Consider the following 25,628-nt stretch of genomic DNA (forward strand, 5'->3'; position numbering starts at 1 on the left):
CGCTACCCCGTACGATCGAGGAATGAGCACGCGGATCGCCTTCCTCAAGGGGCACGGGACCGAGAACGACTTCGTGATCGTCCCCGACCCGGAGAACGCCCTGGAGCTGCCCCCGGCGGCCGTCGCAGCCCTGTGCGACCGACGCGCCGGAATCGGCGGTGACGGCCTGCTGCACGTGGTGCGCTCCGCGGCCCACCCCGACGCGCGGCACCTGGCTTCCGAGGCCGAGTGGTTCATGGACTACCGCAATGGCGACGGCTCGGTCGCCGAGATGTGTGGCAACGGCGTGCGTGTGTTCGCCCACTACCTTCAGCGCGTCGGCCATGTCGGCGAGGGCGACCTCGCGGTGGCCACGCGCGGAGGCGTGAAGAGCGTGCACATCGACAAGGAGGGCGACATCACGGTGGGCATGGGCAAGGCCCTCCTCCCCGAAGGGGATGTCACCGTCAGCGTCGCCGACCACAGGTGGCCCGCGCGCAACGTGAACATGGGAAACCCCCACGCTGTCGCCTTCGTGGACGACCTCGCCCAGGCCGGCAACCTCTTCACCGCCCCGCCTTTCACCCCGGCCACGGCCTACCCGGACGGGGTGAACGTCGAGTTCGTCGTCGACCGCGGCCCCCGTCACGTAGCCATGAGGGTCCACGAGCGCGGTGTGGGCGAGACCCGCTCGTGCGGCACGGGCGCGTGCGCCGTGGCCGTCGCGGCGGCCCGCAGGGACGGCCTGGACCCGGCGGTCACCGGATCGCCGGTGACGTACGAAGTGGATCTGCCCGGCGGACGGCTCGTGATCACGGAGCGGGCCGACGGGGAGATCGAGATGACGGGACCCGCGGTGATCGTCGCCGAGGGAGAGATCGACACGGACTGGCTGGCGGGTCTCGAAACCGTAAACCCCTGAACGTTCGCTCGAATGGGTGATCCGTTTCACGCTGGGCGAGAGGGGGACTGCTCCACGTGATGGGCTCGGTAGCATCAAGCACCGGCCCGGGCGGGAACCCCGCAGACCGCCGCCGGTCGACGCAGCCGGAGGTGCTCATGAGTGCGGAGGCGACCAATCCCGCGACGCCGGGCCCGGTCACACCGGGCGCGCACCGCCGGCGCGGCCGTCCCCGGATCGACCTGCGCCGCATCGGCTGGGCCGCGCTCCTCGGCCCCGCCGCGGGCAACCGGCTGCCCGACGCGATCGGACACGTGGTCGAGGCCCACCGCGCCCACCACCCGGAAGCCCCCCTTGAGCCGCTGCGCCGGGCATACGTCCTCGCCGAGTCCTCCCACCGGGGACAGATGCGCAAGAGCGGCGAGCCCTACATCACACACCCCCTCGCCGTGACGCTGATCCTCGCCGAGCTGGGCGCCGAGACCACGACACTGACCGCGTCCCTCCTCCACGACACCGTCGAGGACACCGAGGTGACGCTCGATCAGGTGCGTACGGAGTTCGGTGAAGAGGTCGCCTATCTCGTCGACGGCGTGACCAAGCTCGAAAAGGTCGACTACGGAGCTGCCGCCGAACCCGAGACCTTCCGCAAGATGCTCGTCGCCACCGGCAACGACGTGCGGGTCATGTCGATCAAACTCGCCGACCGGCTGCACAACATGCGCACCCTCGGCGTGATGCGCCCCGAGAAACAGGCGCGCATCGCCAAGGTCACCCGGGACGTGCTCATCCCGCTCGCCGAACGCCTCGGCGTGCAGGCACTCAAGACCGAGCTCGAGGACCTCGTCTTCGCGATCCTGCACCCCGACGAGTACACGGAGACCCGCGAGCTCATCGCGGCCAACGACGCGCGGGACACCGATCCCCTCGCGGAGATCGCCGAGGATGCCCGCGCCGTCCTGAAGGACGCCGGGATCACGGCCGAAGTGCTGATCAGGCCACGGCACTTCGTCTCCGTGCACCGGGCGAGACGCAAACGCGGAACACTGCGCGGTGCGGACTTCGGGCGCGTGCTGGTACTCGTCGGCGAGGACGCCGACTGCTACGGGGTGCTCGGCGAGCTGCACACGTGCTTCACGCCGGTCGTCTCGGAGTTCAAGGACTTCATCGCTGTACCGAAGTTCAACCTGTACCAGTCGCTGCACACAGCCGTGTCGCGCGGTGACGGGGAGGTCGCCGAAGTCCTCATCCGTACCCACCAGATGCACAAGGTCGCCGAGGCCGGCGTCGTCGCCCTGGGCAATCCCTACGCTCCTCCTTCGGAGGAGCAGGCCGACAGCGACGGGGAGCGCGCCGACCCGACCAGGCCCGGCTGGCTCTCCCGCCTCCTCGACTGGCAGGAGGCCGCCCCGGACGCGGACACCTTCTGGTCGACGCTGCGCGAAGACCTCGCCCAGGACCGCGAGATCACCGTTTTCCGGCCCGACGGCGGCACGCTCGGCCTGCCCGCGGGCGCCAGCTGCGTCGACGCCGCGTACGCCCAGTACGGCGAGGACGCCCACGCCTGCATCGGAGCCCGCGTCAACGGCCGGCTGGCGACGCTCAGCACGGTCCTGAGCGACGGGGACACCGTTCAGCTCCTCATGGGCCAGGACCCCGCTTCCGAGCCCTCCAGGGACTGGCTCGACCACGCCCGTACGCCCGCCGCGCGCATCGCCATCCGGCGCTGGCTCACGACCCACCCGGCCACACCCCAGCCCGAGCCCGAGGACCGGCGCACTCCGGAGTCGGCCCCCAGGACGCCTCAGGGCGCGCCTGCGGGCCGCCCCGCCGAGGCGAACGCCGTCGTGGACCAGCCGGGCGCGACGGTCCGCCTCGCGGGCTGCTGCACACCCGTGCCGCCCGACGCGGTGACCGCCTTCGCCGTACGCGGCGGTGTCGTGACCGTGCACCGCGCGGAGTGTCACGGCGTGGAGCGCATGAAGAGCGCGGGGCGCGCCGAGGTCGGCGTGCACTGGGGCGACACCACGCAGTGCCGGGTCTCCCTGATCGCCGAGTCCTTCAGCCGGCCGCATCTGCTGGCCGATCTCACCGAAGCCATCGCCTTGGAGAGCGTCGCCGTCATCTCCGCGACCGTGGAACCGCCGACCCAGGGCCGTGTGCGCCACACCTACACGCTCCAACTCCCCGACGCGACAACGCTCCCCGGACTGATGCGCGCCATGCGCAACATCGCAGGGGTGTACGACGTCAGCCGCGCGCAGCACTCCGCCCAGACCAGCTCGTAGGTCTCGTTCGGGTGGGTGTGGCGCGTCCCGCCCGGGTCCGGACGCGCGCGCTGGTAGCCGTAGTTCATGCTGCTCACCCCCCGCACCATCCGCATGGGCACCGCGCTCGTCGCCGCGGCCGCCTCCACCGCACTTCTCGCCGCGAGCGCCCCGCCGCCGGCCGTCCCGCTGGGCATCGGCGACCGGCTCTTCCCGCACCTGGGCAACCCCGGTTACGACGTGGAGTCGTACGACATCGCGTTCACGTACCACGGCGACAACAAGAAGCCGCTCGATGCCGTCACCAAGATCGAGGCCACGGCGACCGCCCGCCTCGAGCAGGTGAACCTCGACTTCGCGCACGGAACCGTCCGCTCCGTAGAGGTCAACGGCAGTCCCGCGCGGTTCGACACCAGCGGCGAGGACCTGGTCGTCACGCCCGAGAGGGCCGTCCCGGAGGGTGCCCCGCTGGAGATCACGGTGCGGCACACCAGCAACCCGGTGCCCGGCAAGGAGGAGGGGGGCTGGGTGCAGACGAAGGACGGTCTTGCCATGGCCAATCAGGCCGACGCCGGGCACCGTGTGTTCCCGAGCAACGACCACCCTTCGGACAAGGCCCTGTTCACGTTCCGGGTCACCGCACCCAAGGCGCTCACGGTCGTGGCCAACGGGGTGCCCTTCCTGAAGATGCGCCACGGTGCGGACACCAGCTGGTCTTACCACACCCTCCACCCCATGGCCACCGAGCTGGCGCAGGTCTCGATCGGTAACTCCGCGGTGCTGCATCGGGAGGGGCCGCACGGGCTTCCCGTCCGCGACGTGGTGCCTGCCAAGGACCGGAAGGTCCTCGAACCATGGCTCAAGAAGACGCCCGCCCAGCTCGCCTGGATGGAGGGGAAGGTGGGCCGCTACCCCTTCGAGAACTACGGCCTCCTGATCGCCCGGGCCCAGACCGGCTTCGAGCTCGAGACCCAGACGCTCTCCCTCTTCGAGAAGGACATCTTCACGGAGCCCGCGTACCCCGCCTGGTACATCGACTCGATCATGGTCCACGAGATGGCGCACCAGTGGTTCGGCGACAGCGTCAGCCCCCGCACCTGGTCCGACCTGTGGCTGAACGAGGGACATGCCAGCTGGTACGAGGCCCTCTACGCTCAGGAGAAGGGTCACCAGTCCATGGCCAAGCGCATGCGTGAGGCATACCGCGCCTCGGACGGCTGGCGCGCCGCGGGCGGCCCGCCGGCCTCCCCCAACGCCCCGAAGCCGGGCCAGAAGATCAGCATCTTCCGGCCGGTGGTCTACGACGGCAGCGCCCTCGTCCTCTACGCGCTCCGCCAGGAGATCGGCACCCCGGCCTTCGAGCGCCTGGAGCGCGACTGGGTGCGCACGCACCGTGACGGCACGGCGGGCACGGCGGACTTCATCAGTCTCGCTTCGCAGACCTCGGGCCGCGACCTCCAGGGCTTCCTGGGGGCCTGGCTCTACGGGAAGACGACGCCGCCGATGCCGGGGCACCCGGACTGGAAGTCGTCGCCGGTGGCGAAGGCGAAGCCGGCCCAGGGGTAGGTCATCGACCGGCGGCGCACAGCCCAGGCAGGACAGGCTCCGGGCCCGGCGCGTGCGGGCAATAAGTCGGGTGACGAGACGGGCCGTACCGTGCGACCATCTTCCAGGTCGGCGGCACGGCACCCCGGGAATCTACGGACGCCCCGGGACGTTGTGTCAGTCGAAGGGCCACGCTGTCGTGCGCGGACCGTCACCCGTTCCAACCATCTCGACGTAAGGATCCAATGACCTCCTCTTCTTCCCCTTCCCAGGACGCGCAGAGCTTCGCGCAGAACAACCCCGAAGGTCTTCGGGCCGATGCCCTGATGGAAGAGGACGTCGCCTGGAGCCACGAGATCGACGGAGAGCGGGACGGCGACCAGTTCGACCGCTCCGAGCGCGCGGCCCTGCGACGCGTCGCGGGCCTGTCCACCGAGCTCGAGGACGTCACCGAAGTCGAGTACCGGCAGCTCCGCCTGGAGCGGGTCGTGCTCGTCGGTGTGTGGACCTCGGGAACGGTGGACGACGCGGAGAACTCCCTCGCGGAGCTGGCCGCCCTCGCCGAGACCGCGGGTGCCCTGGTACTAGACGGCGTCATCCAGCGCCGGGACAAGCCCGACGCGGCGACGTACATCGGCTCGGGCAAGGCACTGGAGCTGCGCGATATCGTCCTCGAGACCGGAGCCGACACCGTCGTGTGTGACGGTGAGCTCAGCCCCGGCCAGCTCATCCACCTCGAAGACGTCGTCAAGGTCAAGGTGGTCGACAGGACCGCCCTGATCCTCGACATCTTCGCCCAGCACGCCAAGTCCCGAGAGGGCAAGGCGCAGGTAGCCCTCGCGCAGATGCAGTACATGCTGCCGCGACTGCGCGGCTGGGGTCAGTCGCTCTCCCGGCAGATGGGTGGCGGTGGCTCCTCCGGCTCCGGCGGCGGCATGGCCACCCGTGGTCCCGGTGAGACCAAGATCGAGACGGACCGGCGACGGATCCGCGAGAAGATGGCGAAGATGCGCCGGGAGATCGCGGAGATGAAGACCGGCCGCGAGATCAAGCGCCAGGAGCGCAAGCGCAACAAGGTGCCTTCGGTGGCCATCGCCGGATACACCAACGCGGGCAAGTCGTCCCTGCTCAACCGCCTGACGGGCGCCGGTGTCCTGGTGGAGAACGCACTGTTCGCCACCCTCGACCCGACCGTCCGCAGGGCGGAGACGCCCAGCGGGCGGCTGTACACGCTGGCCGACACGGTCGGTTTTGTACGGCACCTGCCGCACCACCTCGTCGAGGCGTTCCGCTCCACGATGGAGGAGGTCGGTGAATCCGACCTGATCCTGCACGTGGTGGACGGATCGCACCCGGCGCCGGAGGAGCAGTTGGCAGCCGTACGCGAGGTCATCCGCGACGTGGGCGCCACGCAGGTGCCCGAGATCGTGGTGATCAACAAGGCGGACGCGGCCGACCCGCTCGTCCTCCAGCGGCTGCTGCGCGTCGAGAAGCGCGCGATCGCGGTGTCGGCCCGCACCGGGCTCGGCATGGACAAACTGCTCGCGATCATCGACGACGAGCTGCCGCGTCCCGAGGTCGCGATCGAGGCGCTCGTGCCGTACACGCATGGCCAGCTGGTCGCGCGTGCGCACGCCGACGGAGAGGTGATCTCCGAGGAGCACACCCCGGACGGCACCCTGCTCAAGGCGCGGGTGCACGAGGAACTCGCCGCAGAGTTCGCGCCGTACCTTCCGGCGGCGGCCGCGAGCTGACGCTCCGGCAGCAGCCGGGCCTCCTGTGCCGACGGCGGGGGCCCGCCCCCAACTACCTGGGGGCGGGCCCTCGTTCGTTCGGTGCAGCCGGCGGTTACCGGCTGCCGTACTTCTCGCTCATCGTGTCGAAGACCTGCTGGGCGCCCTTGCCCAGCTGCGGTCCGGCCAGCCAGGTGTTCTCGGCCGGGCCGATCGACGTGTTCGACACCAGCTGCGTCTTCCCGTCGACCATCCGGAACCAGCCGCCACCGGACGAACCGCCGGTCATGGTGCAGCCGATGCGGTACATCGTCGGCATGTCGGGGCTGAGGGAGAGACGGCCCGGGCGGTCGATGCACTTGTGCATCAGCTGGCCGTTGAACGGTGGCGCGGCCGGGTAGCCCCAGGCGCCCATGCTGCTGACCGACTGGACCGTCGGCTCGGAGAAGTCGACGGGCAGCGCGTTGCCGACGGTCTCCTCAAGAGACTTGGAACCCTGCTCCGGCTTCACGTGCAGCACCGCGTAGTCGTACGGAGCGCCCGCACCGCCCGACTCGGCGCCCGTGTCGATCCACTCGTTGGAGGTGGAGGCCCAGTCGGCCCAGAAGGTGCCGTACGGGGCGATCTCCTGCGGGGCCGCGTTCTGCAGCTGCGCCTCGGACTTGCCCAGGTCGTTGTAGGCCGGGACGAAGGCGATGTTGCGGTACCAGCCGCCCGCCGAGCCCGCGTGCACGCAGTGACCCGCGGTCCAGACAAGGTTGGACTTGCCCGGGTTGCGCGGGTCCTTCACGACGGTGCCGGAGCAGACCATCGAACCCTCGGGCGAGTCGAAGAAGACCTTGCCTACCGGGGCGGCGTTGTCGTGGTACGGGGTCTTCTCGGGCACGGCCTTGACGGGCTGCGGCTCAGGGTCCGTGGCGCCCTGGCCGGCCGAGGCGTCCTTCGCGGCGATCGTCTTGTCCGGGTCCTTGGCGGACTTCATCCGCTCGGGCTTCCAGTGGTCCTTGATGACCGGGTTGACGAAGTCCTTGGCCTCGCGAAGCCAGTCGTCCTTGTCCCAGTTCTTCCAGGCGCCGTTCTGCCACTTGTCCGGGTCGATGCCGTGCTTCTTGAGCTGGTCGGCGATGCCCCCGGGCAGTTGGCCGTTGGATCCGTCGTCGGCGCCCTGTGAAGCGGAGGCGGCCGACTTGTCACTCGTCTTGTCGTCGCTCGGGCCGCAGGCCGTGGCGGTGAGCGCCAGGGCCGCGGCGAGCCCCGTAGCGGCGAGGACGGTACGTCGGCCCCGGCTCCGCGTGGATGACGGACGTGTGGAACGCATGGTGCAGTTACCCCCGTTGAGCGAATGTGTCATGAGCTTGTCAGGTCCGGAGTGGGCTCCGTGCGGAGATCTCGGACGCAGCACCCCACTATGCCTGTGGAGTTGGGGACGAACGGCGGCGGGGTGGTGAAGGTTTCGTCACCCGCCGCCGTCCATTGCCTGCCTGTTGGCGATGCCTGCCTACGGGCTGCCTACGGGCGGTGCCTGCCTACTGGCCGGCGTACTTCTTGCTGACCGCGTCGTAAATTCCCTTGGCCTCCTTGCCGAGTCGCGGGCCCGCGAGCCAGCCGGCCGTCACCGGGCCGATCGACGTGTTCGACACCAGCGACGGCTTGCCACCGGAGCCCTGCGCGATCCAGCCGCCACCGGACGAACCGCCGGTCATGGTGCAGCCGATGCGGTACATCGTCGGCTCGGCCTTCGCCAGCGAGAGCCGGCCCGGCTTGTCGGCGCACTGGTACAGCGTCTGGCCGTCGAACGGCGGCGCCGCCGGGTAGCCCTTCGCCGTCATCGTCGCGATCTTGGGCACCGCGGGCGCGTTGAAGTCGACCGGCACGGCCGTACCGACCGCCTCCTCAAGGGACTTGCCCTCGCTGCCCTTCTCCGGCGTGACCTGGATGACCGCGAAGTCGTACGGCGCGCCCTGCCCGCCCGTCGGACCGCCCTGCTCGATCCACTGGTCGGACGTCTGCGCCCACGCACCCCACCAGACGCCGTACGGAGCGACCTCTTCCTTGGTGGCGGTCTTGAGCTGCTCGTCCGACAGGCCCGCGTTGTTGTACGAGGGCACGAAGGCGATGTTGCGGTACCAGCCGCCGTTCTTGCCGGCGTGCACGCAGTGGCCCGCGGTCCACACCATGTTGGACTTGCCCGGGTGTGCGGGGTCCGTGACGACCGTCGCCGAACAGACCATCGACCCCTCGGGGCCGTCGAAGAAGAGCTTTCCGGCGTACGGCGCGCTCTCGTGGTACGGCGTGCCGACGGCCGCGGCCTTGACCGGCTGCGGCGTCGGGTCCGTCACGCCCTGGTCGCCCGAGATGTCGTTGTCGTCGACCTCGTTGTCCGGGTTCTTGTCGGCGTCACGCATCCGGTCCGGGTCCCACAGACCATCGATGATGGGGTTGACGTAGTCCTGCGCCTCACGCAGCCACTTGTCCTTGTCCCAGTTCTTCCACTCGCCGTTTTTCCACTTGTCCAGATCAATACCGTGCTCCTTGAGCCGGTCCTTGATGTCGTCCGGGATCTGGATCTTGTCGCTGCCGCCCTGCGTCGCGGACGCGGTCGGCTTCGAGTCCGCGTTGTCGTCGCCGGGACCGCACGCGGTGGCGGTGAGCGCGAGCGCCGCACCGATGGCGAGAGCGGCCGCCACGGGGGAGGTTCTGCGGCGCACGCTCCTCCCGCGCTGAACGGTCAAGAGCGGACGTATGGGTCGCATGTCGTGAATCCCCCTGGGCTTCGAGAACTGTGCAGTGCCGGCCGCCGGCGGTCGTGAACCGGTCGCGCCACGCCGCTCGGCACTTGATGTGCCTCGCCCCGCGACCGAACCCTCCGCCCTCCGTCGAACGGCAACCCACCCTATGCGCGCGCTGTGGGTGACTACCCACGGAACGGCAACGGTTCCGTCACGGCAGCGATCTTCCGCGGGTCAAGGATTTTCCGCTGACCCGTGATCCCGCGCAGCCACCGTCGTTGGTACGTACGGGGTTTCGCCGTCGTCGCTCGGTCCTTGGGGTTCGGCCCCGGACACACGTACGTCAACTGATCCCCCCACACCGAGAATTCGACCGGATCCAGCGGGATCCAGGGGAGGACCAGCAGTCGTGGCCGTCACCGAGCCTGCGCCCGCGGCGGTGCCCGCGGGGTATGAGGGAGGCGCCGCCCGTGAGGGCGCTGCCCAAGAGGGGATCCTGCGGCGGCAGTCCGCGCGGGAGTCGGCGGCCCGCACCTATGCGCGCGCACTGCCGATCGTGCCCGTGCGGGCGCGCGGCCTGACCATCGAGGGCGCCGACGGACGCCGCTACCTCGACTGCCTCTCCGGCGCGGGCACGTTGGCCCTCGGCCACAACCACCCCGTCGTCCTCGAAGCGATCAGACGCGTACTCGACTCCGGCGCCCCCCTGCATGTGCTCGATCTGGCCACCCCCGTGAAGGACGCCTTCACGACGGAACTCTTCCGCACGCTGCCCGCCGGGCTCGCCGAGCGGGCACGGATCCAGTTCTGCGGACCGGCCGGCACCGACGCGGTGGAGGCCGCCCTGAAACTCGTGCGCACGGCCACCGGCCGCAGCGGAATGCTCGCCTTCACCGGCGCCTACCACGGGATGACCGCGGGAGCGCTCGAAGCGTCCGGCGGGGCGCAGGACGTCAGGGTCGCGCGGTTGCCCTATCCGCAGGACTACCGCTGTCCCTTCGGCGTCGGCGGCGAGCGCGGCGCCGAACTCTCCGCGCGCTGGACCGAATCCCTCATCGATGACCCCAAGTCGGGGGTGCCACATCCCGCTGGCATGATCCTCGAACCCGTCCAGGGGGAAGGCGGAGTGATTCCCGCGCCCGACTCCTGGATGCGCAGGATGCGCGAACTCACCGCGGCACGCTCCATCCCGCTGATCGCCGACGAGGTCCAGACCGGAGTGGGCAGGACCGGCACCTTCTGGGCCGTCGAACACAGCGGAGTCGTGCCCGACGTCATGGTCCTGTCCAAGGCGATCGGCGGCAGCCTCCCCCTGGCCGTCGTCGTCTACCGGGACGACCTCGACGTCTGGCAGCCCGGAGCCCACGCCGGCACGTTCCGCGGGAACCAACTCGCCATGGCCGCCGGCGCCGCGACCCTCGCCCATGTCCGGGAGAACCGTCTCGCCGAACGCGCCGCCCTCCTGGGCGCCCGCATGGTGGGCCAGCTCCAGGGTCTCGCCGCCGAACACCCCTGCATCGGGGACGTACGGGGTCGCGGCCTGATGATCGGCGTCGAACTGGTCGACGTGGGCGCCGCCCAGGACCCGAACAGGCCCGCCGGACCCGACACGAGCCCGCATCTTCCCGCGCCCGAACTCGCTGCGTCCGTGCAGCGCGAATGCCTCCGGCGTGGACTCATCGTCGAGCTCGGCGGCCGCCACTCCAGCGTTGTACGCCTCCTGCCGCCCCTCACGATTACCGACGAACAGGCTGCCGCGGTCGTCGAGCGTCTCGCCGACGCCCTGGCCGAAGCGGCCCGCACCCATCGGGGATAGCCCAGCCAGGACGGGCGCGTTCTGGGGCCCCACACCCACCAGGCCAGGACCGCCACGACACCGACGACCGCGACGACCACGACACGGAGCACCACGGACAGCCGCGGAACACCGGACAGTCCGGACAACCGCATCACGGAGTCAACTACCCCACAAGGAAGCCCCGTTGAACGCCACTCCTGCACCCGACGACCGACGCCGCCCCCAGGCGATCGGAGCCTGCGACACGCAGCCCCAACCAGACCCGGAACGCGGGACGACGGTCCCCCGGCAGAAGGACGGCGGCCAGGAGGCCGAGCATCTGCACGGCTCCACCGCCGACCTGCTGGAGCATCCCGACCCCGGCACCGCGGCCCAGGCCGCGGCCGTCGAGAACCTGCTCCGCTGCTGGGTGCGGGAGAACGATCTGGCCGAACCTCCGCACGGCACTCTGCGTATCTCTCTGCCCGCAAGTGGTACCGCCCTCCTCATCCCTGTCCACTACTGGTCCGTGACCGGCTGGCACCGGTTCGGCATGCCCCATCTCCAGGACGGCCCGCTCGACGCCCCGCGCGTCGACGCCGTCACAGTCGCCGCCCTCCTGAGCCGCGAGGCATCGGGGCCGGGAAGCGCGGCCGCGGTGCGGGGTGGTGTTCCGGCGAGGGACGCCGGGACAAACGGCGCCGATGTCGCCCCACGGGAGGGGGCCGTCCCGGGGCCGCCGGCGGGTACGCCGGACACCACGTCCGGCACGCTCGCCGGGCCCGAGTCGGTAACCGGCCCGGCGCCGACCGCCTCGTCGCCGACCTCGAGCGTTCCCGTGCGCACGCAGACCGTCCCGGAGGCCGTCGCTGCTGCCTTCGCCCCTGTGGTCCCTCACCCGGAGCAGTCACCCCACCCCGAGCCCTCACACTCCGAGCCCTCTCGCCCGACCACCCCCCGCCACTCCCACCCCACCCCCTCCGGCGACGGAGCCGACCTAGTGGGGCGCGTGGCCGACTCGGTTCGCCGCACGGCCGACTTCATCGCTCACCGACGCAGCAACCCCCGCGACACGACCGACCTCTTCCTGGCCGCCGAACAGTCCCTCCTGCTCGGCCACCCCCTGCACCCGACCCCGAAGAGCCGCGAGGGCCTGTCGGAGGCCGAATCCCGGCTCTATTCACCCGAGTTGCAGGGGTCCTTCGCCGTGCACTGGATGGCGGTGAACCGCTCGGTGCTCGCAATGGACTCGGCCTGGACCCAGCGAGGCCGCCCCCTTCCCGCGGACCAGCTCGCCCTCCAACTGGCCGGAACGGAACTGCCCCTGCCCGACGGCCACGCCGCGCTGCCCTTGCACCCCTGGCAGGTACGCGAGCTCAAGCACCGCCCCCAGACTGCGGCCCTTCTGGACGCCGGCCTTCTGCGTGACCTCGGACCGCATGGCGCGCCCTGGTACCCCACCTCCTCCGTCCGTACGCTCTACCAGCCCGACGCGTCGGCCATGCTGAAGCTCTCGCTCGGCCTGCGCATCACCAACTCCTGCCGGGAGAACCTCCGTAAGGAACTTCACCGCGGCGTCGAGGTTCACCGACTGCTGCGCACCGGCCTCTTCGAGCAGTGGCAGGCCGCTCACCCGGGATTCGACATCGTTCGCGACCCGGCCTGGCTCGCCGTCAACGGCCCGGACGGCGAACCGGTGCCCGGCCTGGACGTGATGATCCGGAATAACCCGTTCGGACCCGGAGACGACGCAGCCTGCGTTGCCGGCTTCGTATCACCCAGGCCCCCGGCGCTGCCCCATGGGCAACGGGACCGCCAGCTCATGTGCTCCCGTCTCGCCGAGACCATCACCCGCCTCGCCGGCCGCACCGGACGCCCCCGCGGTGCCGTCGCCGCCGAGTGGTTCCTGCGCTACCTCGAACACGTCGTGCGCCCCGTGCTCTGGCTCGACAGCACCGCCGGCGTAGCCCTGGAGGCCCATCAGCAGAACACGCTGCTGCTGCTCGACCCCGAAGGCTGGCCCGTCGGCGGCCGCTACCGCGACAACCAGGGCTACTACTTTCGCGAGTCCCGGCGCGCCGAGCTGGACGGCCGGCTGCCCGGCATCGGCAGCCACAGCGAGACCTTCGTCTCCGACGACGTCACCGACGAAAGGTTCGCCTACTACCTCGGGATCAACAACATCTTCGGTCTCATCGGCGCCTTCGGCTCCCAACAGCTTGCGGACGAACGGCTGTTGCTCGCGGCCTTCCGCGGGTTCCTCTCCGATGTCGCGTCAGGCCCGGACAAGCTTCGCACCCCCCTGCCCGGATACCTCCTCGACTCCCCGGCCCTGCGCTGCAAGGCCAACCTCCTCACCCGCCTGCACGGACTCGACGAACTCGTCGGCCCCGTCGACACCCAGTCCGTCTACGTCACCATCGCCAACCCCCTTCATTCCTGAGGAACATGCCCCACCCCATCCCCTGAGAGGAACGTCGCCGTGTCATCCACCGACGCGCGCACCGACGCCGGAGTCACGCCCGCCACCGCCCTTACCGATGCCGTCACCGACGAGATCACCGACACGGGCCCCGGCGCCGACGAGCCCACTGGCTCCGACCCCGGCGGCGGCACGGATGTCGCCGACACCCTGGACCTGCGTCTGCCCGACGAACTCATCGACCTGATCGCCGGGCACGGTGGACCTGGCGGACAGGTCGACGGCAGCCCGGACCAGGGGACCGATGCAGGTTCCGGCGACTACAGGCACGCAGGCGACGGAACGCGAGCGCACGTACCGGGCGGCACCTCGACGCCCCTGGCGGACGACGACCTGCTCGACAACGTCGGAGCGTGGCGACCGGTCACCACACGTTCGGGCGTTTTCCAGCTGGTTCCCGTCCGTATCGAACGCGACCTGCCGCTGATCAGTCGCTGGATGAACGATCCAGCCGTAGCTGCCTTCTGGGAACTTGAAGGCCCGGAGAGCGTCATGGAGAACCATCTCCGCCCCCAGCTGGACGGCGACGGGCGCAGCGTTCCCTGCCTCGGCGTACTGGACGGCACCCCGATGAGCTACTGGGAGATCTACCGTGCCGACCTCGACCCGTTGGCGCGCCACTACCCCGCCCGCCCGCACGACACAGGTGTTCACCTCCTTATCGGTGGTGTCGCCAACCGCGGCCGAGGACTCGGCACAGGCCTGCTCAAGGCCGTCGCCGACCTCGTATTCGACCATCGCCCGCGCTGCGCACGTGTCGTCGCAGAGCCGGACCTTCGCAACACCCCCTCTGTGTCAGCGTTCTTGAGTGCTGGCTTCCGCTTCTCCGCCGAGGTGGACCTCCCCGACAAGCGAGCCGCACTCATGATCCGAGACCGGGCCCTGCGCGCTCTGCTGTGAGCCCGTCACTCTTAGTACACCGCTCACCCCGATCCGGTTCCCTCCCGAGGAGTCCCCGTGCCGAATCCGTCCGAGCCCCAGATGCCCGCAGCGTCCTTCGCTCTGTACGACCCAGCGGAGCTGACCTCCGAGAACTGGGAGCGCGCCGCAGCCCGGCTGCTGGCGAAGATGATCGGGGAGTTCGCGTATGAGGAGATCATCGAACCGAAACGGGAGCCGGAGCCGGAGCGGGGGCATGGGTCGGGGCATGGGCCAGGGCCGTTGCGGACAGACCTGTACACCCTTCCCGTCGACGGATCCCACGTGTCGCCGGGCAGCGCGTTCCGGTTCAGGGCCCGCCGGGGCGCGTACGGCAGCTGGCTCGTAGATCCGGGCAGCATCCAGTGGATCGCCGGCCGCCCAGAGAAGACTGCCGACCGCCCCGCGCAGACGGACATGGACGGGGACGCCACCGAGCCCGAGCCGTCACCCACCGCAGCGAACCCGCCGGAACGCTTCACCGACCCCCTCGCCTTCCTCCTCCGCGCCAAGCATGTCCTCGGCCTCGACGGCGCCACGCTCGGGCATCTCATCCGCGAGCTCACCGTCACCCTTGCCGCCGACGCCCGTCTCGCCGCCACCGCGCTCGACGCGGCCCAGCTCGCCGATCTCGGATACGCAGAACTGGAAGGCCATCAGACTGGCCACCCCTGGCTCGTCCTCAACAAGGGCCGCATGGGATTCTCGGCGACCGACACGGCCCGCTGGGCGCCCGAGGCCCGTACCCCCGGGGCGCTCCCGTGGATCGCCGTCCACACGAGGATCGCCGCCTACAGAGGCGTCGCGGATCTGGCGACAGCCGAACGCCTCTACGAACGTGAGTTCTCCCAGGCGGCGCGGGACTCCTTCGCCGAGGCCCTCCGGGAGCGCGGCCTGGACCCGCAGGCCTACCTGTACCTACCGGTACACCCATGGCAGTGGAGCAACATCGTGCTGCCGCTCTTCGCCGGCGCTGTTGCGACGGACGCCATCGTGCCGCTCCCCACCGATGGCGACGTCCGCCTGCCTCAGCAGTCCATCCGTACGTTCCTCAACATCTCGCGCCCCGACCGCCACACGGTGAAGCTCCCGCTGTCCGTACTCAACACCCTTGTGTGGCGCGGCCTGCCCACAGAGCGCACGCTCGCGGCACCGTCGGTGACCGCGTGGATGCACTCCCTCCGCGAAACAGACCCCTTCTTGAAGGACGATTGCGGGGTCATCCTCCTGGGAGAGGTGGCTTCCGTTGCCGTCGAGCACCCCGCGTACGACGGCCTCGAAGAAGTCCCCTACCAGTACAAGGAGTTGCTGGGCGCCATCTGGCGCGAACCGGTGTCCCGGTATCTTGCGCCCGGGGAGAGGGCTCGCACGCTGGCCTCGCTGCTCCACGTAGACCCGCACGGCAGGGCATTCACCGCGGAACTCGTCGCCCGCTCGGGCCTGACCCCCGAGGTGTGGCTGCACCGGCTCTTCGCGGCCCTGCTGCCCCCGCTCCTCCACTTCCTCTATCGCTACGGGACCGTGTTCTCCCCGCACGGAGAGAACGCCATCGTCGTCTTCGACGACCACGACGTGCCCGTGCGGCTCGCTGTGAAGGACTTCGTCGACGACGTGAACGTGAGCGCCGAGCAGCTGCCCGAGCACGACCGCATGCCACAGGACGTACGCGAGATCCTGCTCACCGAGCCGCCCGCATTCCTGACCCAGTTCATCCACTCGGGGCTCTTCGTCGGCGTCTTCCGATATCTGGCGCCCCTGTGCGAGGAACAACTTGGGGTCACGGAAGGGAAGTTCTGGTTCCTGCTGCGGGCGGAGATCCTGCGGCATCAGGCGCGCTTCCCCGAGCTCAAGGAGCGGTACGAGATGTTCGACCTCCTCACTCCCCGTATCGAGCGGCTCTGCCTCAATCGCAACCGACTGCACCTGGACGGTTACCGCGATCGGTCCCAACGCCCTCACGCGGCCGTGCACGGCACGGTCCCCAATCCTCTGCACCAGCCTTGATCGCGGGATTGTCAGTGGTGCCCCGTAGGGTGGTCGAGCTATGACTGCTTCCCCTCGCGCCTCCCTCCCCGAGCTCCTGCACGCCGCCGTCGCCGCCGTCGGCGGTACGGAACGACCTGGCCAGGTGACCATGGCCGAGACCGTCGCCGAGGCGATCGACGGCGGTTCCCACCTGCTCGCCCAGGCAGGCACGGGTACCGGTAAGTCCCTCGGCTACCTGGTCCCTGCCCTGGCGCACGGGGAGCGGGTCGTGGTCGCGACGGCCACGCTGGCCCTCCAGCGCCAGCTCGTAGAGCGGGACCTGCCGCGCACGGTCGACGCGCTGCACCCCCTGCTGCGCCGGCGCCCCCAGTTCGCCATGCTCAAGGGCCGGTCGAACTATCTGTGTCTGCACCGCCTCCACGAAGGAGCGCCGCAGGACGAGGAGGAGGGGCTCTTCGACCAGTTCGAGGCGGCCGCTCCGACCAGCAAGCTCGGCCAGGACCTGCTGAGGATGCGGGACTGGGCCGACGAGACGGAGACGGGCGACCGGGACGATCTGACCCCCGGAGTCTCCGACCGGGCCTGGGCCCAGGTGTCGGTCTCCTCCAGGGAGTGCCTGGGCGCCACCAAGTGCGCGTACGGGCAGGAGTGCTTCGCGGAGGCGGCCCGCGAGCGGGCCAAGCTCGCCGATGTGATCGTCACGAATCATGCGCTCCTGGCGATCGACGCCATCGAAGGGGCGCCGGTCCTGCCGTCCCACGAGGTGCTCATCGTCGACGAGGCGCACGAGCTCGTCTCCCGGGTCACAGGTGTGGCGACCGGCGAGCTCACCCCGGGGCAGGTGAACCGGGCGGTGCGCCGTTCCGCCAAGCTCGTCAACGAGAAGGCGGCCGATCAGCTCCAGACCGCCGCCGAAGGTTTCGAGCGGCTCATGGAGCTGGCGCTGCCCGGCCGTCTTGAGGAGATCCCGGAGGACCTCGGCTACGCGCTGATGGCGCTGCGGGACGCCTCGAGGACTGTCATCTCGGCCATGGGCACCACGCGCGACAAGTCCGTCCAGGACGAGGACGCGGTACGCAAGCAGGCCCTGGCCTCCGTGGAGAGCATCCACGACGTGGCGGAGCGCATCACGAACGGCTCCGAATACGACGTCGTCTGGTACGAACGCCACGACCGCTTCGGCGCGTCCCTCAGAGTGGCCCCCATGTCGGTGTCCGGCCTGCTGCGGGAGAAGCTCTTCTCGGACCGCTCGGTCGTCCTGACCTCGGCGACACTCAAGCTCGGCGGCGATTTCAACGGGGTGGGTGCCTCTCTTGGCCTGGCCCCCGAGGGCCAGGAGGGCGAGGGCCTCCCGCAGTGGCGGGGCGTCGACGTCGGATCGCCGTTCGAGTACCGCAAGCAGGGCATTCTCTATGTCGCCAAGCATCTGGCACGCCCCGCGCGTGAGGGCACCCGCAGCGACATGATGGACGAGCTGGCCGAGCTGATGCAGGCCGCCGGTGGCCGGACGCTGGGGCTCTTCTCGTCGATGCGCGCTGCACAGGCCGCGGCGGAGGAGCTGCGGACCCGGCTTCCCGAGTACCCGATCCTCCTCCAGGGCGAGGAGACGCTCGGCGAGCTGATCAAGGGGTTCTCGGCCGACCCGAAGACGTGTCTGTTCGGCACGCTCTCCCTCTGGCAGGGCGTGGACGTGCCGGGCGCCAGCTGCCAGCTCGTCGTCATGGACAAGATCCCGTTCCCGCGGCCGGACGACCCGCTGATGAGCGCCCGGCAGAAGGCCGTCGAGGATGCCGGCGGCAATGGCTTCATGGCCGTTGCGGCGACGCATGCGGCCCTGCTGATGGCCCAGGGCGCGGGCCGTCTCGTACGGGCGACGGGGGATCGCGGCGTGGTGGCGGTCCTGGACCCGCGGCTGGCGACGGCCCGGTACGGCAGCTATCTGCGGGCCTCGATGCCGGACTTCTGGTACACGACGGACCGGAACCAGGTGCGGCGCTCGCTGGCCGCGATCGACGCGAAGGCGACCGCCGAAGCCGAAGAGAGTGCGTAGCCGAGCGGACCGCGTCAGCGCGTGGCCGGAGCCCCGGACACCCGGGGCTCCGGCCACGCAGCAGGCCCCCGGATCCCGTAGGCCAATGACACTCGGCAGGCCCAGGACACATCAGACTCAGGACACAGCAGGGCCCCGGAACCGGCGCAGTTGGTTCCGGGGCCCGGTCAGGGGTGCGGGGTCACACCCGCCGCAGAACGGCCACCACCTTGCCGAGGATGGTCGCCTCGTCACCGGGGATCGGCTGGTACGCGGAGTTGTGCGGCAGCAGCCACACATGGCCGTCCTCGCGCTTGAAGCGCTTGACGGTGGCCTCGCCCTCGAGCATCGCGGCGACGATGTCGCCGTTCTCCGCGACCGGCTGGCGGCGGACCGTGACCCAGTCGCCGTCGCAGATCGCGGCCTCGATCATCGAGTCGCCGACGACCTTCAGGACGAACAGCTCACCGTCTCCGACCAGCTGCCGGGGGAGGGGGAACACGTCCTCGACGGACTCTTCGGCGAGGATCGGGCCACCGGCGGCGATGCGGCCGACGAGCGGGACGTACGACGCGGCCGGCTTGCCCGCGGTGTCCGTGGGCTGCGCGCTCGGCTGGTCGGACCCGCGGACCTCGTAGGCGCGGGGGCGGTGCGGGTCCCGGCGCAGGAAGCCCTTGCGTTCGAGGGCCATCAGCTGGTGCGCGACGGACGACGTGCTCGACAGGCCCACCGCCTGACCGATCTCACGCATCGACGGCGGGTAACCACGCCGCTGCACGGAGTCCCTGATCACCTCGATGACGCGGCGCTGCCTGTCCGTGAGCCCCGAGCTGTCCGCGCGGATTCCGGGAGGTCGGCCCGGCAAAGAGCGCGCGGGCTTTGGCCCCTCCGCGCTCATGGATGCGTCATTCATGGCATGCACCGGCTCGAGTCGGCCCTGGGAACGGTCCTGGGCAGTGATGGTGGCGCTGTCTGCGGTGGTGGTCACGTCGGTCGGCCCCTCTCGAGATGTTCTCCCTAGCTAGCCAACGGTAGTTGCTTTCGAAAGGTTGCGCCAAACACACGTTCGAGTGAAAAATCGCAGATTGCTTGTCGTGATCACGTGCCTGGGTGTATGCCTTGCGCTTCGCCGGAGTGGCAATTCGGTTCATTACGGTACGCTTCACCGCCGAGGCCGAGACCCGCTCCGTGGGGCTCCCAGTGTGCCATCCGGTGGTCCGTCAACCCGGAACCGGCCCCCTCTCCGTGCGCCGCCGCCCGTGATCTGCGCGCATCCGTCATGGGCGCGCTCCCGCCCCGGTGTTCGTGAGGTGAAAGCGACACGCGTGGGGGCGAATTAGCGACCAAACCCCAGATCTAGTGGTTCGATTGCATCAGTAGCCCAGAAGTTGTGGTCCCGGTCCATCGAGGCCTCGGTCATCGCCTATGCTTGGGGCTGCTTCGAGGGGCCTGAAGGGCCTCGCGAGGCCATTGAGTCGTGCTGTGAAGGAGGGTTGGAGTTCCATGCACTGCCCCTTCTGCAGGCACCCCGACAGCCGTGTCGTCGACAGTCGCACCACCGACGACGGCACGTCGATCCGCCGGCGCCGCCAGTGCCCCGACTGCTCCCGTCGTTTTACGACCGTGGAGACGTGCTCGCTCATGGTGGTCAAGCGGAGCGGGGTGACCGAACCCTTCAGTCGTACGAAGGTGATCAACGGCGTCCGCAAGGCATGCCAGGGTCGCCCCGTCACCGAGGACGCCCTCGCCCAGCTCGGCCAGCGGGTCGAGGAGGCGGTGCGTGCCACCGGCAGCGCGGAGCTGACCACCCATGACGTGGGCCTGGCCATACTCGGCCCGCTTCAGGAACTCGACCTCGTCGCCTACCTGCGCTTCGCGTCCGTGTACCGGGCGTTCAATTCGCTGGAGGACTTCGACTCGGCCATCGCGGAGCTGAGGGAACAGCTGCCCGGTGCGAGCCGGGGGGACGCGGGCGGAGAGCGCGAACCATGTGGCTGCGGGCCCGGAGGGACTGTCGAAGTCCCCGTGCCCGCCACCGCTGCCGACTGACCGTCCCAGGGGTCGGTCGGCGGCCATCCAGACCTGTTGCGGGCGGCAAGAGCGGCGTCCGCAATACAAGACACACACCGTGCCACGGGAAGATCGAGGCACTTCGGGGCGTTTTAGCCCGGTATAGGGAGGCGGCATGACAGAGACGACGAGTGGCCCGGCACGTGGTTCCCGCGCCAAGGGAGCCAAGGCCAACAAGGGGCTGCGTATCGAGCGCATCCACACGACTCCCGGCGTGCATCCGTACGACGAGGTGGAGTGGGAGCGCCGTGACGTCGTCATGACCAATTGGCGCGACGGCTCGATCAACTTCGAGCAGCGTGGCGTCGAGTTCCCCGGCTTCTGGTCGGTGAACGCGGTCAACATCGTCACCAGCAAGTACTTCCGCGGCGCGGTCGGCACCCCGCAGCGCGAGGTGAGCCTCAGGCAGCTCATCGACCGGATCGTGAAGACGTACCGGAAGGCCGGAGAGGACCACAACTACTTCTCCTCGCCCGCCGACGCCGAGATCTTTGAGCACGAGCTGGCGTACGCCCTCCTGCACCAGATCTTCAGCTTCAACTCTCCGGTGTGGTTCAACGTCGGTACGCCGCAGCCCCAGCAGGTCTCCGCCTGCTTCATCCTTGCCGTCGACGACTCCATGGAGTCGATCCTCGACTGGTACAAGGAAGAGGGCATGATCTTCAAGGGCGGCTCCGGCGCCGGCCTGAACCTCTCGCGGATCCGTTCCTCCAAGGAGCTGCTGTCCTCGGGTGGCAATGCCTCCGGCCCCGTCTCCTTCATGCGCGGTGCCGACGCCTCCGCAGGAACGATCAAGTCGGGTGGCGCCACGCGCCGCGCGGCCAAGATGGTCATCCTCGACGTCGACCACCCCGACATCGAGAACTTCATCGAGACCAAGGTGAAGGAAGAGGAGAAGATCCGCGCGCTGCGTGACGCGGGCTTCGACATGGACCTGGGCGGCGACGACATCACGTCCGTCCAGTACCAGAACGCCAACAACTCGGTCCGCGTGAACGACGAGTTCATGAAGGCCGTGGAGACCGGCGGCAAGTTCGGTCTGCGCGCCCGGATGACCGGTGACGTCATCGAGGAGGTCGACGCCAAGTCGCTCTTCCGCAAGATGGCCGAGGCCGCGTGGGCGTGCGCCGACCCCGGTATCCAGTACGACGACACCATCAACCAGTGGCACACCTGCCCGGAGTCCGGCCGGATCAACGGCTCGAACCCCTGCAGCGAGTACATGCACCTGGACAACACGTCCTGCAACCTCGCGTCGCTGAACCTGATGAAGTTCCTGAAGGACGACAGCAAGGGTCACCAGTCCTTCGACGTCGAGCGCTTCTCCAAGGTCGTCGAGCTGGTCATCACCGCGATGGACATCTCGATCTGCTTCGCGGACTTCCCGACGCAGAAGATCGGCGAGAACACCCGCGCCTTCCGCCAGCTGGGCATCGGCTACGCCAACCTCGGCGCCCTGCTGATGGCCACGGGTCACGCGTACGACTCCGAGGGCGGCCGCGCCCTGGCCGGTTCCATCACGTCGCTGATGACCGGTACCTCGTACAAGCGTTCCGCCGAGCTCGCCGCGGTCGTCGGCCCGTACGACGGCTACGCCCGTAACGCCGCGCCGCACCAGCGCGTCATGAAGCAGCACGCCGACGCGAACACCAAGGCCGTCCGCATGGACGACCTGGACACGCCGATCTGGGCCGCCGCCACGGAGGCCTGGCAGGACGTCGTCCGCCTTGGCGAGAAGAACGGTTTCCGCAACTCGCAGGCCTCGGTCATCGCCCCGACCGGCACCATCGGTCTCGCGATGTCCTGCGACACCACCGGCCTTGAGCCCGACCTCGCCCTGGTCAAGTTCAAGAAGCTCGTCGGCGGCGGCTCGATGCAGATCGTCAACGGCACCGTCCCGCAGGCCCTGCGCCGCCTGGGTTACCAGGAGGAGCAGATCGAGGCGATCGTCGCCCACATCGCCGACCACGGCAATGTGATCGACGCCCCCGGCCTGAAGACCGAGCACTACGAGGTCTTCGACTGCGCGATGGGCGAGCGCTCCATCTCCGCGATGGGCCACGTCCGCATGATGGCCGCCATCCAGCCCTGGATCTCCGGCGCGCTGTCCAAGACGGTCAACCTGCCCGAGACCGCCTCGGTCGAGGACGTCGAAGAGGTCTACTTCGAGGCGTGGAAGATGGGCGTCAAGGCGCTCGCCATCTACCGCGACAACTGCAAGGTCGGCCAGCCCCTCTCCGCCAAGACCAAGGAGAAGGAGGCGGTCACCGCCAAGGCCGAGGAGACCATCCGTACCGCGGTCGAGAAGGTCGTCGAGTACCGTCCGGTCCGCAAGCGTCTGCCCAAGGGCCGTCCGGGGATCACCACCTCCTTCACCGTCGGTGGCGCCGAGGGCTACATGACCGCCAACTCCTACCCGGACGACGGTCTCGGCGAGGTCTTCCTGAAGATGTCGAAGCAGGGCTCCACCCTCGCCGGCATGATGGACGCTTTCTCGATCGCCGTCTCCGTCGGTCTGCAGTACGGCGTCCCGCTGGAGACGTACGTCTCGAAGTTCACGAACATGCGCTTCGAGCCGGCCGGCATGACGGACGACCCGGACGTGCGGATGGCGCAGTCGATCGTCGACTACATCTTCCGCCGCCTGGCGCTCGACTTCCTGCCCTTCGAGACGCGCTCCGCGCTCGGCATCCACTCGGCCGAGGAGCGTCAGCGTCACCTGGAGACGGGCTCGTACGAGCAGTCCATCGACGACGTCGATGTCGAGGGTCTGGCTCAGTCCGCCCCGCGGCAGACCGAGTCCCTGAAGGCCGTCGAGGCCCCCAAGGCCGAGGCCGTCGCCGCGGCGCCCGCTCCGCAGCAGGCGCACACCAGCGCCGAGCTCGTGGAGATGCAGCTGGGCATCCAGGCGGACGCCCCGCTGTGCTTCTCCTGCGGCACGAAGATGCAGCGCGCCGGCTCCTGCTACATCTGCGAGGGCTGCGGCTCGACCAGCGGTTGCAGCTGATCCGCTGACGCAGTGAGGTGAGGGGCGGCGGGCCACCAGGCCCGCCTCCCCTCACCCGTTCCGCCTTGCCGGAGCGCTCAGTGCGCGCCGCCCATCGCGGCGGCGAACGACGTCGGGTCGCTGTCGTAGCCCTGGAGCACCTCGCGGAAGGTCCACTCTCCGGAGTCGTCCCTCGCGAATTCGGCGATCACCGCCGCCGTGGAATCGGCCACTTCGGAGAAGTCGTTCTGTGCGAGGCCGGTGTACCCCTCGCGGATACGGACCGCCGTGTTCGCCACCGCTCCGAACACCGTTGCCCGCTCTCCCTGCTGTATGGCGATACCGACGACCACGCGCGCGTAGGAGGGCGACAGGCGCTCCAGCTCCAGTGTCATGACTTCGTCGAATCCGAAGCCCTGGCCCGTCGTGCTGTCCCGGTTGAGGGTAATGGTCCCATCGGGGGAGCGGCTGTCGAAGTGCACGACGTAGGCCGGCGCTCCGCCCGGATCGTCGGATGTGTAGGTCGCCGCGATGATGTCGAGATCATGGGGCGGCTGACCGATGGGGCTCGGGTCCCATTTCAGCGCGACCTCGACCTTCTTGAGCCCTTTCTTGAAGCTGCTCACCGAACTCCCCCTTCTCGGCTGCCGGTTAGAGCTGTTCATCACTGACCGCTCATGGCTGCTCATGACTGCTACGGACACGCTACGTCCTACGATTGTGACCATGAACTGGAACGGGGAAGACCTTGATCTCGACGCCTACTTGGCGCGAATCGGCTTCATGGGGGACGTCAAACCGGACCTGGACACGCTGTGCGCGCTGCACCGGGCGCATATCGCGGCGATTCCGTTCGAGAACCTGGAGATCATGCTCGGGCGGCCGGTGGACCTGGGCCTCGCCGCGTTGCAGGAGAAGCTTGTGCGGCAGCGCCGCGGCGGCTACTGCTACGAGCAGAACCTGCTCTTCGCGGCGGTTCTGGAGCGAATGGGCTTCCCCCTGAAGGGACTTGGGGCCCGCGTCAGGGTGGGCGCCAGGTCGCTTCGCGCGGTCACTCACATGCTGACCCGCGTCACCGTGGAGGACGGCCAGGAGTGGCTGTGCGACGTGGGCTTCGGCGCCCAGGGCCTGCGCGAACCGATCCCCCTGCGGGACGGCATCGAGGTGCGTCAGGGAGCGTGGACCTTCGGCCTCGTGTCGGAGGACGCCGGCGTTCTGGTTCTGTGCGGCTTGCGTCCCGGTGGCTGGGAGGAGATATATGCCTTCACCCTGGAGGAGCGCTATCCCGTCGACTACGTAGTGATGAACCACTACACGTCGACGCATCCGCGGTCCGCCTTCACTCATCGCCCCGTCGTCCAGCGTGCCGCCGTCGACAGCCAGCGCTCCCTCATCGGCACGCGGATGACGGTCGAGCTGCCGGACGGCACCCGGGACGAACGGAACGTGCGGGAAGTCGAGTTGATCGACCTTCTCGCCCGTGAGTTCGGGATCGAACTGAGTGGCGAGGACGCGGCACGACTGACCAGGATGCGCGACGCCGGAGCGTGACCGAACCCACGTCGTGGGCCGTACGATGGCGCGGTGCTGGTCAAGTGGATTCGCTGCACCGTGACCGATCGACGCGGATTCGAGCGGGGGCAGCGAAGGTGGGCGGGGCTTCTGGGGGAGCCGGGATTCCGGGGACAGGGCGGGGGCTGGAGCAGAAATCGGCCGGGGGTGGCTCATGTCCTCGGCTTCTGGGAGAGCCGTGCCTTCTACGACTCCTTCATGGCGCGCTCGCACGACCGGCTCGCGGCCGCCCAGTCGGGCACGTACAAAGACATCCAAGTGAAGCTCTTCGACCACCGGTTCGACGTGAAGACGGGCTTCGAGCCGCGCTTCACGGATGCGGACACGGTGCGCCTCGCGCACTGCCGGGTGCACGCGGACCGCGAGGAACACTTCGCGCTCATGCAGGAGAAGGTCTGGAACCCCGCGATGGCAGGCTCCCCGGGGATGGTGCGAGGACTGTTCGGTGAGGCGCCGGGCAACGAGTTCCTGATCCTTTCGATGTGGCACTCCGTGGCCGAGCACGGCAAGTACCAGGCCGAACGCGTGGAGCGGCTCTCGACCCGCGCCCAGACGGAGACCGACATCGCCGGGATCACGGGCGACATCGTCCAGCTCGAACCCTCCTGGACGGTCTGATCCGGACCGGCCACAGCAGCGGCCGCGGTGTGACAT

17 protein-coding genes are annotated in these 25,628 nt (G+C 69.3%); 13 read left to right on the forward strand and 4 right to left on the reverse strand.

Going from position 1 to position 25,628, the window contains the following annotated elements:
* Positions 1–22: 22 nt before the first annotated feature.
* The 4 genes from dapF (at position 23) to hflX (ending at position 6,446) form a co-directional block, all read left to right on the forward strand.
* Positions 23–901, forward strand: a complete 879-nt coding sequence (gene dapF / locus ACY0PA_RS30455) for a diaminopimelate epimerase (protein ID WP_473080711.1) — start codon at positions 23–25, stop codon at positions 899–901.
* 137 nt (positions 902–1,038) lie between these two features.
* Positions 1,039–3,168, forward strand: coding sequence for a RelA/SpoT family protein (locus tag ACY0PA_RS30460; protein ID WP_473080712.1), 2,130 nt, complete (start codon positions 1,039–1,041; stop codon positions 3,166–3,168).
* Positions 3,169–3,234: 66 nt separating this feature from the next.
* The gene (locus tag ACY0PA_RS30465; protein ID WP_473080713.1) at positions 3,235–4,713 is read left to right on the forward strand and encodes a M1 family metallopeptidase; all 1,479 of its coding nucleotides are present in this window, start codon (positions 3,235–3,237) and stop codon (positions 4,711–4,713) included.
* A 224-nt stretch (positions 4,714–4,937) separates the two neighbouring features.
* A complete protein-coding gene (gene hflX, locus ACY0PA_RS30470; RefSeq protein WP_473080714.1) occupies positions 4,938–6,446 on the forward strand; it encodes a GTPase HflX in 1,509 nt (502 codons plus the stop codon).
* Positions 6,447–6,540: 94 nt separating this feature from the next.
* On the opposite strand, the gene ACY0PA_RS30475 is transcribed toward hflX, so the two are convergent.
* Positions 6,541–7,743 (reverse strand): trypsin-like serine peptidase, encoded by a 1,203-nt coding sequence (locus tag ACY0PA_RS30475; RefSeq protein WP_473080715.1) that lies wholly within the window; start codon positions 7,741–7,743, stop codon positions 6,541–6,543.
* Positions 7,744–7,951: 208 nt separating this feature from the next.
* Positions 7,952–9,178 carry a trypsin-like serine peptidase gene (locus ACY0PA_RS30480; RefSeq protein ID WP_473080716.1) on the reverse strand — a complete coding sequence of 409 codons (1,227 nt, stop codon included), beginning with the start codon at positions 9,176–9,178 and terminating at the stop codon, positions 7,952–7,954.
* A gap of 385 nt (positions 9,179–9,563) precedes the next feature.
* Here ACY0PA_RS30480 and ACY0PA_RS30485 point away from each other — a divergent pair, with 385 nt between their 5' ends.
* From ACY0PA_RS30485 to ACY0PA_RS30505, 5 genes are all read left to right on the forward strand, one after another.
* The gene (locus tag ACY0PA_RS30485; RefSeq protein WP_473080717.1) at positions 9,564–10,970 is read left to right on the forward strand and encodes a diaminobutyrate--2-oxoglutarate transaminase family protein; all 1,407 of its coding nucleotides are present in this window, start codon (positions 9,564–9,566) and stop codon (positions 10,968–10,970) included.
* A 166-nt stretch (positions 10,971–11,136) separates the two neighbouring features.
* A complete protein-coding gene (locus ACY0PA_RS30490; RefSeq protein WP_473080718.1) occupies positions 11,137–13,374 on the forward strand; it encodes an IucA/IucC family protein in 2,238 nt (745 codons plus the stop codon).
* 39 nt (positions 13,375–13,413) lie between these two features.
* Positions 13,414–14,313: a GNAT family N-acetyltransferase gene (locus tag ACY0PA_RS30495; RefSeq protein WP_473080719.1), complete on the forward strand. Its 900-nt coding sequence runs from the start codon at positions 13,414–13,416 to the stop codon at positions 14,311–14,313.
* Positions 14,314–14,394: 81 nt separating this feature from the next.
* Entirely contained in the window at positions 14,395–16,335 is a 1,941-nt protein-coding gene (locus tag ACY0PA_RS30500) for an IucA/IucC family protein (protein ID WP_473086480.1), read from the forward strand.
* Positions 16,336–16,375: 40 nt separating this feature from the next.
* Positions 16,376–18,367 carry an ATP-dependent DNA helicase gene (locus ACY0PA_RS30505; RefSeq protein WP_473080720.1) on the forward strand — a complete coding sequence of 664 codons (1,992 nt, stop codon included), beginning with the start codon at positions 16,376–16,378 and terminating at the stop codon, positions 18,365–18,367.
* Positions 18,368–18,548: 181 nt separating this feature from the next.
* Here ACY0PA_RS30505 and lexA read toward each other — a convergent pair whose 3' ends face one another.
* Complete coding sequence (gene lexA, locus ACY0PA_RS30510; RefSeq protein WP_100591111.1) at positions 18,549–19,334, reverse strand: transcriptional repressor LexA; 786 nt, start codon at positions 19,332–19,334, stop codon at positions 18,549–18,551.
* A gap of 515 nt (positions 19,335–19,849) precedes the next feature.
* On the opposite strand from lexA, the gene nrdR reads away from it, so the two are divergent.
* On the forward strand, positions 19,850–20,395 hold the full coding sequence (gene nrdR / locus ACY0PA_RS30515) for a transcriptional regulator NrdR (RefSeq protein WP_326773781.1): 546 nt from the start codon (positions 19,850–19,852) through the stop codon (positions 20,393–20,395).
* A gap of 136 nt (positions 20,396–20,531) precedes the next feature.
* The gene (locus ACY0PA_RS30520; protein ID WP_473080721.1) at positions 20,532–23,423 is read left to right on the forward strand and encodes a vitamin B12-dependent ribonucleotide reductase; all 2,892 of its coding nucleotides are present in this window, start codon (positions 20,532–20,534) and stop codon (positions 23,421–23,423) included.
* A 77-nt stretch (positions 23,424–23,500) separates the two neighbouring features.
* Here the strand turns inward: ACY0PA_RS30520 and ACY0PA_RS30525 are convergent, their stop codons facing one another.
* Positions 23,501–24,028, reverse strand: a complete 528-nt coding sequence (locus ACY0PA_RS30525; RefSeq protein ID WP_473080722.1) for a TerD family protein — start codon at positions 24,026–24,028, stop codon at positions 23,501–23,503.
* Between ACY0PA_RS30525 and ACY0PA_RS30530 the strand changes: the two genes are divergently transcribed.
* Together ACY0PA_RS30530 and ACY0PA_RS30535 are read left to right on the forward strand one after the other, a co-directional pair.
* Positions 24,015–24,953 carry an arylamine N-acetyltransferase family protein gene (locus ACY0PA_RS30530; protein ID WP_473080723.1) on the forward strand — a complete coding sequence of 313 codons (939 nt, stop codon included), beginning with the start codon at positions 24,015–24,017 and terminating at the stop codon, positions 24,951–24,953. The genes ACY0PA_RS30525 and ACY0PA_RS30530 overlap by 14 nt on opposite strands.
* A gap of 33 nt (positions 24,954–24,986) precedes the next feature.
* Positions 24,987–25,592 (forward strand): YdbC family protein, encoded by a 606-nt coding sequence (locus ACY0PA_RS30535; protein WP_473080724.1) that lies wholly within the window; start codon positions 24,987–24,989, stop codon positions 25,590–25,592.
* Positions 25,593–25,628 lie beyond the last annotated feature (36 nt).

Source organism: Streptomyces sp. DS1-CR2, assembly GCF_055760475.1.

What these genes read in the sequence shown, in the direction of transcription:
- ACY0PA_RS30520 (WP_473080721.1), top strand. Translation starts at nt 20,532, where the DNA reads ATGACAGAGACGACGAGTGGCCCGGCACGTGGTTCCCGCGCCAAGGGA.
- ACY0PA_RS30475 (WP_473080715.1), bottom strand. Translation starts at nt 7,743, where the DNA reads ATGCGTTCCACACGTCCGTCATCCACGCGGAGCCGGGGCCGACGTACC.
- nrdR (WP_326773781.1), top strand. Translation starts at nt 19,850, where the DNA reads ATGCACTGCCCCTTCTGCAGGCACCCCGACAGCCGTGTCGTCGACAGT.
- ACY0PA_RS30505 (WP_473080720.1), top strand. Translation starts at nt 16,376, where the DNA reads ATGACTGCTTCCCCTCGCGCCTCCCTCCCCGAGCTCCTGCACGCCGCC.
- dapF (WP_473080711.1), top strand. Translation starts at nt 23, where the DNA reads ATGAGCACGCGGATCGCCTTCCTCAAGGGGCACGGGACCGAGAACGAC.
- ACY0PA_RS30460 (WP_473080712.1), top strand. Translation starts at nt 1,039, where the DNA reads ATGAGTGCGGAGGCGACCAATCCCGCGACGCCGGGCCCGGTCACACCG.
- hflX (WP_473080714.1), top strand. Translation starts at nt 4,938, where the DNA reads ATGACCTCCTCTTCTTCCCCTTCCCAGGACGCGCAGAGCTTCGCGCAG.
- ACY0PA_RS30500 (WP_473086480.1), top strand. Translation starts at nt 14,395, where the DNA reads ATGCCCGCAGCGTCCTTCGCTCTGTACGACCCAGCGGAGCTGACCTCC.
- ACY0PA_RS30480 (WP_473080716.1), bottom strand. Translation starts at nt 9,178, where the DNA reads ATGCGACCCATACGTCCGCTCTTGACCGTTCAGCGCGGGAGGAGCGTG.
- ACY0PA_RS30465 (WP_473080713.1), top strand. Translation starts at nt 3,235, where the DNA reads ATGCTGCTCACCCCCCGCACCATCCGCATGGGCACCGCGCTCGTCGCC.